This window comes from Sphingomonas sp. CCH9-F2, assembly GCF_001556735.1.
GTDB lineage: Bacteria > Pseudomonadota > Alphaproteobacteria > Sphingomonadales > Sphingomonadaceae > Sphingomonas > Sphingomonas ginsenosidimutans.
In genome coordinates this window covers 1-5,829 of the sequence record NZ_LSJO01000262.1, presented here as the reverse complement: position 1 = coordinate 5,829, position 5,829 = coordinate 1, and the positions used below count along the sequence as shown (strand labels likewise).

Below are 5,829 nucleotides of genomic sequence, written 5' to 3'. Positions count from 1 at the left end.
CTTTTCGACGCCGATCACCCCGCTACCGGGGTCCTTTTTCCACGCCGATCCACACTTCTGCCACTCGTCGCGCACGGTGGCGGTGACTGTGCCTTGGACCGGCTGATCGTTAGGTGCGCTTTGATCTGACGTCGTCTGGTGATGCCTGTCAGCGATGCTTCAGGTCCGCTCGCATCAGCGTTCGCTGAGAGCGGATTCGCAAACCCCTAACGGCAACGGCTCGAAGCGCGCTCGACCGGCCGATTACGATGCAAGCGTCGCGGATGGGCCGACAATTCCGTGCGGGGCTGGCTGCCGCGACAGGCCACGTGACTGCCGATGCTCAGCGATCTCGATCCGCGATAAGATGAACCAACGACCGGTTTCGGTGCGCCTGCCCGGGCACATGAGCGACTGGAAATGGGTCGAGGTAGCCGTGAAGCGACCAATCAGCTTGTACGAGATTCTGCGGTTTGCCGCGCAGTAGCGATGTCAAAAGCTGCCAGTGGCCATGACGTTTGCCTTCAGCCGTTGTAAGGATCGCCCCTCTTCAGGTTCGCGATCACCGTCGAGAGCGTGTTGACGCCCCAATGCTCCGCATACCTGCCTTCCTCAACCCGCACGATGTCTATCACGTCGATGTGGATAGGCCTGCCCGTCGCCTCGACGCCGAGCAGCGAGCCTTCGTGCGTGCCCGAAATCGACTTGCGGGTTGTCACCTTGTCGCCCTCGGCGATCTGGTCGTGGATCGTGACGATCAGGCCTGCGATTGCGGGGCGGAGAACGTTCGCGAAGGTGTTCCACATGCTTTCGCCATCTGCCGGCGCGCCCGGCGGTGCGGAGCGATTGACGAAATCCGGCGCCATCAGCTCTTCGAATGCGGTGCGATCACCACGCTCGATCACGTCTTCATTGAAGCGGCGGACCACCGCTTTGACATCATGTATCGACATACCGACTCCTCACAACCTGACGAGCGATCCGGCGTACCGTCTGCGCCCGGCATTCGAAGCACTCAGCTCTGAGCGGGACGCAAGTCGACGAGCTCCTCCACCGTTCCGCTCGGTGCCGCACGCTCGAGGAGATTGGTCAGAAGATCGACCGCATCGCGGATCTGTTCGGGCTTTTCAACGAACTCGCGTCCCAGCGAGAGACCCCGCATCGCCCAAACGACGAGACGGATCGCGGTCGTATCGTGCGTTGTCGCGCCCAATCGATCGAGGAAGGCCGTCGCCGCCAGCTGCTCGATCGCGGACTGCACCGGCTTGATCAAAGTGGCGAGTTCGGGATCGCTGCGAGAGGCCACGAAGATCTCCAGCACGGCGACGCCAGAGGGGCGCGAAAGAACTTCCCAAGAAATGCGTGGCCAGTCGGACACGCGCGAGCCGCTGCCCCATTCCTGTTGAAGCTCGCGATAAGCGACGACCTCCTGCTCGAACACCCAGCGCACGACCTCGGCGATGAACGCGGCGCGCGTCGCGAAGTGGTGCGTGATCGCGCCGCGGCTGACCCCCGCTTCGTCGGCGATCTCGGCATTGCTCGCCCGCGTGTACCCCAGCCGGCTGATCGCGCGCACCGCGGCCTCGAACAGGGCCGTACGTGTCTCGGCGGTGCGCTGTTCCTGGGTCCGTCGCGGCGTTTTGGTGGCGCCCATCTTTGCTCCTGGCGTCCTGATGGCGGATCGGCCGCCCCCAGACAAGCCAGAAGCCACCGCGCGCGTCAGAAGCGCCACTCGAAGGCGCCGCCGATGCGACGAAAGGCGTTGTCGGGCAATGTCTGGACGTATTGACCGACCGAGAAGTTGCCTGGGAAGATGGCGGCGGCGTAACGCTTGTCGAAGAGGTTGCGCACGAAGATGCTGAAGCGCGCGTGATCGCCGATGTCGCCGATCCCGACCGTCGCGTTGACCAGCGAATAGCCCTCCTGGATCGTGCTGGGATCGTTGATCGCGTAGTAGAAGCGGCTGCGATAGCGCCAGTCGGCGTTGACGAAGACCTTCAGGTCGCCACCAATCGGCTGGTCGACGTTCGCGGCGAGGCTGGTCGTCCACTTCGACGCGCCGACGAGCGGCCAGCCCGCGGCGTTGAAGCTAGGGCCGGGAAGGGAACAGCCCTGCGCCGCGGTCTGCCCGAAATAGCAGGCGACGTTGTAGTCGCCATACTCGGTGTCGAGATAGGTGATGCCGCCGGACAGGCTGAAGCCGCGCGCCGGACGGACGACCGCCTCCGCCTCGACGCCGCGCGTCTTCAATGTGCTCGCGTTGCCGGTGCGGAAGCTGCCCAGGCCGCCATTGAGCGTGGGATCGAATACCTGTGCCTGAAAGTCGCGGAAATCGTTGATGAAGCCGGCGATGTTCAGGCTGACGCGGCGATCGGCGAGGTCGAGCTTGGCACCGATCTCATAGGCGTCGACGGTCTCCGGATCGACCGCGAAGGCGATGCCGGCAGCCGAACTGACCGCAGGGCCCTTATACCCGCGAGTATAGGTCGCGTAGAGGTTGGCGGTCGGGGCGAGCGCATATTCGATCCCGGCGCGGGCGGAAAAGCCGTCGGCGTCGCGGTTGGCGACCAGCGGCGATGCCAACGTCCCGATACAGCGCTGGCCCCCGCTCGACAGGAAGGTGACGAGGTTGCACACCCCCGGCTTTGCGGTGACCGTGGTGGTCGAATCGATCTCGTCGCGCGTGTACCGGCCACCGGCGATCAGGCGCAGCGACGAGGTCAGGTTGAAGGTAAGCTGCGCGAAGCCGGCGTAGCTCTTGGTGCCATAGTCGAAGTTCGACTGGCCGTTGATCGGCGAGAGGCGGAGGGCGGCGGAGGCGGGGAATACGCCGAACGTTCCCGCCTGCAGGATCTGCGCATCGATATGCTGGCGGAAGAAGTAGAGCCCGGCGGTGTAGTCGAGGAAGCCGCTGCCGTTGTTTGAGACGCGCAACTCCTGCGACAGCTGATAGGATTGCGAAGCGGCGATGTCGGTGTCGAAGAAGGCGACCGGGGTCTGATCGACGTCGTTGTTGGCGCGCGCGTTGAGGTCGCGGTAGGCGGTGACCGAGGTGACCGTCAGCGGTCCGGCGTCGTAGCTGGCCGACAATTGCGCGCCGAAGCTGCGTTCGTCACGCCGCACGTCGGTACTGCCGATCGCGGTCCTGTTGTTGGTCGGCGAGGCGACGACGCCCAGCGCGGTGTTGCGCAGGACGACGAAATCGGGCGGCGCGAAGGGACGGAAGGCGGCGGGGATTGGCGTCGGATCGTTGCCGCCGAACTTGCGGATGGTCGAATAGGCCTCGACGCCGGAATTGTTCTGATAATCGACGATGGCGTAGAGCGAGAGCCGGTCGGTCGGTTCCCACAGCAGCTTGGCGCTGCCGAAATAGCGTCGCACCGGGTCGAGGCGTCCGGGACCGACCAACTGGGTCGACGTCTTCTGATATTGATAGCCGCCGCTGATGCGCATCGCCGCGTTCATGCCAAGCGGAAGATTGACGACCGCCTGCGCCTGCACCTGGTCCCGGCTACCCGCCTGGACGCGCCCGCTGCTGCCGAACGCGCCCAATTCCGGCTTGGCGGTGGCGATGGAGATCAGGCCGGCGGTGGTGTTCTTGCCGAACAACAGGCCCTGCGGCCCACGCAGCACCTCGACGCGCTCGACGTCTGCGAGCGAATTCAGCGGTACGTAGCGGGGCAGGGTGATGTTGACGTCGTCGACCGCGATGCCGACCGCCGACTCGATGCCATAGTCGAAGGAATTGGTCCCGACGCCGCGGATCGCAAAGTTGGGCACGCCGGGCGTGGCCGTGAAATTGAGGCTGGGCGCGCGTTGCGTGATGTCGGCGAGCTGGGTGGCGCCGGTCTCGCGGATCGATTGCCCGTTCACCACGGTGATAGCGATGGGCACGTCGCGCAGATATTCGGTGCGGCGCTGCGCCGTGACCACGATGTCACCGTCCGGCGCGGAGCCGGTATCGGCGGGCATCGCTTCGCTATCCGCTGTGGAAGAGGGCGTTGTCGTCTGCGCATGGGCGGTGCTCGCCAACGCCAGCAAACTCGAGCCGAAGAACGCTGCCACTGCCCGCATGATCGTCAATCCCCTCTCCGTCGCGCGGTCCCTGCCGCTTGACAACAAGCATCGTCTGTAGAAAACATACTGTCAAGCACGCACGTAAAAAGTATGCAGCCGGGAGGGGTGATGCCGCGAGGGGACTTGGGATCGATATTGCTGGCGGGCGGCCTTGCGCTGTGCGCGGGCGCGGCGGTCGCGCAGCAGCGGCCAGCGACGCCGTTGCGCGCAGGCGCCGGTGACGCCGCCTCGGCCGACGTCAGGGCCGACGAGATCGAGCGTCGCATGCGCCCGGAGGAGCGGACGGTGCTAACCCACGGACTGTGGGCGATCCCGCTCATCCCCAAGATTCGCATCCCGTCGGACGCCGTGCTGGGTGCGGGCTATATCGCAGGCATCCCGCGGCTCGGAGTTCCTGCGCTGCGCGAAACGGATGCCAGCCTCGGCGTCTCCTATATCGCCAATCTGCGGAACGACGGCGCGACCGCGATGCCGTCCGCGACGGCAATGGGATCAACCTGGAATCTCGATCTGATCCGCCGCGGTGGCGCCCTTATTGCCAGCGAGGCCCGCGCCAAGGGGTTTAACGTCTTGCTCGGCGGCGGGATCAACTTGATGCGCGACCCCCGCAACGGCCGCACCTTTGAATATTTCGGCGAGGACCCGCTGCATTCCGGGCTGCTCGGGGGTGCGGCGATCGAAGGCACCCAGTCGCAGCATGTCATGTCGACGGTAAAGCATTTCGCGCTGAACGCGCAGGAGACCGGACGGCACGCGGTGGATGGGCGGATCGCCGACGATGCGTTCCGCATGAGCGACCTGCTCGCGTTCGAACTGGCGATCGAGCGGGGCCAGCCCGGGTCGGTCATGTGCGCCTACAATCGGGTCAACGGCGCGCCCGCCTGCGGCAGCGACTATCTGCTCAATCGCGTGCTCAAGGCCGATTGGCGATACTCCGGTTTCGTCATGTCGGACTGGGGCGCGGTCGATGCGGTCGAATTCGCATTGGCGGGCCTGGACCAACAATCGGGCGCACAGATCGACAAGCAGATCTTCTTCGCCAAGCCGCTGGCCGACGCCGCCGCGCGCGACCCTGCTTACGCCACGCGGCTGGCGGACATGAACCGGCGCATTCTGCGCTCGATCTATGCGGTCGGGCTTGATGCGTACCCCCCGGTCAAGGCGCCGATCGATTTCGCCGTCAACGGGGCGGTCGCGCGCGCTGTCGCGGACCAAAGCATCGTGCTGCTGCGCAATCGCGGCGGCTTGTTGCCGCTGTCGAAGGACGTGCGCTCGATCGTGGTGATCGGCGGCTATGCCGACGCTGGCGTTCTGTCCGGCGGCGGCTCGACCCAGGTCCAACCGGAGGGCGGGCCGTCGGTGTCGCTGCCGATGGGCGGCGAAGGCCTGCTCGCCAAGTACAACAACCAAACCTATCACGGCACCGCGCCGCTGGCCGCGATCCGGGCGCTGGCGCCGAAAGCGAAGGTCACGTTCGTCGATGGCCGCTACCCTGCCGAGGCGGCGGCGCAGGCGAAGGCGGCCGACGTCGCCATCGTATTCGCGACGCAATGGATGGCCGAAGGGTCGGATGTCCCCGACCTGTCGCTGCCCGGTGGCCAGGATACGCTGATCGCGGCGGTCGCCGCCGCCAACCCGAAGTCCATCGTCGTGCTTGAGACGGGGGGGCCGGTCCTGATGCCATGGCTCGACCGCACCGGCGCCGTGCTGGAAGCGTGGTACGGCGGTGTTCGCGGCGGCGATGCGATCGCGGCGACGCTGTTCGGCGACGTC

At 65.8% G+C, this 5,829-nt stretch carries 5 protein-coding genes; 2 read left to right on the top strand and 3 right to left on the bottom strand.

The genetic code is table 11. The features are described from left to right. Positions 1-503 precede the first annotated feature (503 nt). The 3 genes from AX685_RS07790 to AX685_RS07780 form a co-directional block, all read right to left on the bottom strand. Positions 504-932: an ester cyclase gene (locus tag AX685_RS07790; RefSeq protein WP_066487228.1), complete on the bottom strand. Its 429-nt coding sequence runs from the start codon at positions 930-932 to the stop codon at positions 504-506. Positions 933-994: 62 nt separating this feature from the next. Further along, a complete protein-coding gene (locus tag AX685_RS07785) occupies positions 995-1,633 on the bottom strand; it encodes a TetR/AcrR family transcriptional regulator (protein ID WP_066487227.1) in 639 nt (212 codons plus the stop codon). A gap of 65 nt (positions 1,634-1,698) precedes the next feature. Next, a complete protein-coding gene (locus tag AX685_RS07780) occupies positions 1,699-3,912 on the bottom strand; it encodes a TonB-dependent receptor (RefSeq protein ID WP_197418528.1) in 2,214 nt (737 codons plus the stop codon). On the opposite strand from AX685_RS07780, the gene AX685_RS22435 reads away from it, so the two are divergent. Then, positions 3,905-4,114: a hypothetical protein gene (locus AX685_RS22435; protein ID WP_197418527.1), complete on the top strand. Its 210-nt coding sequence runs from the start codon at positions 3,905-3,907 to the stop codon at positions 4,112-4,114. The two genes, AX685_RS07780 and AX685_RS22435, sit on opposite strands and share 8 nt — an antisense overlap. Before the next feature lie 50 nt (positions 4,115-4,164). After that, on the top strand, positions 4,165-5,829 hold a 1,665-nt coding region (locus AX685_RS07775; RefSeq protein ID WP_066487229.1), incomplete at its 3' end, for a glycoside hydrolase family 3 protein.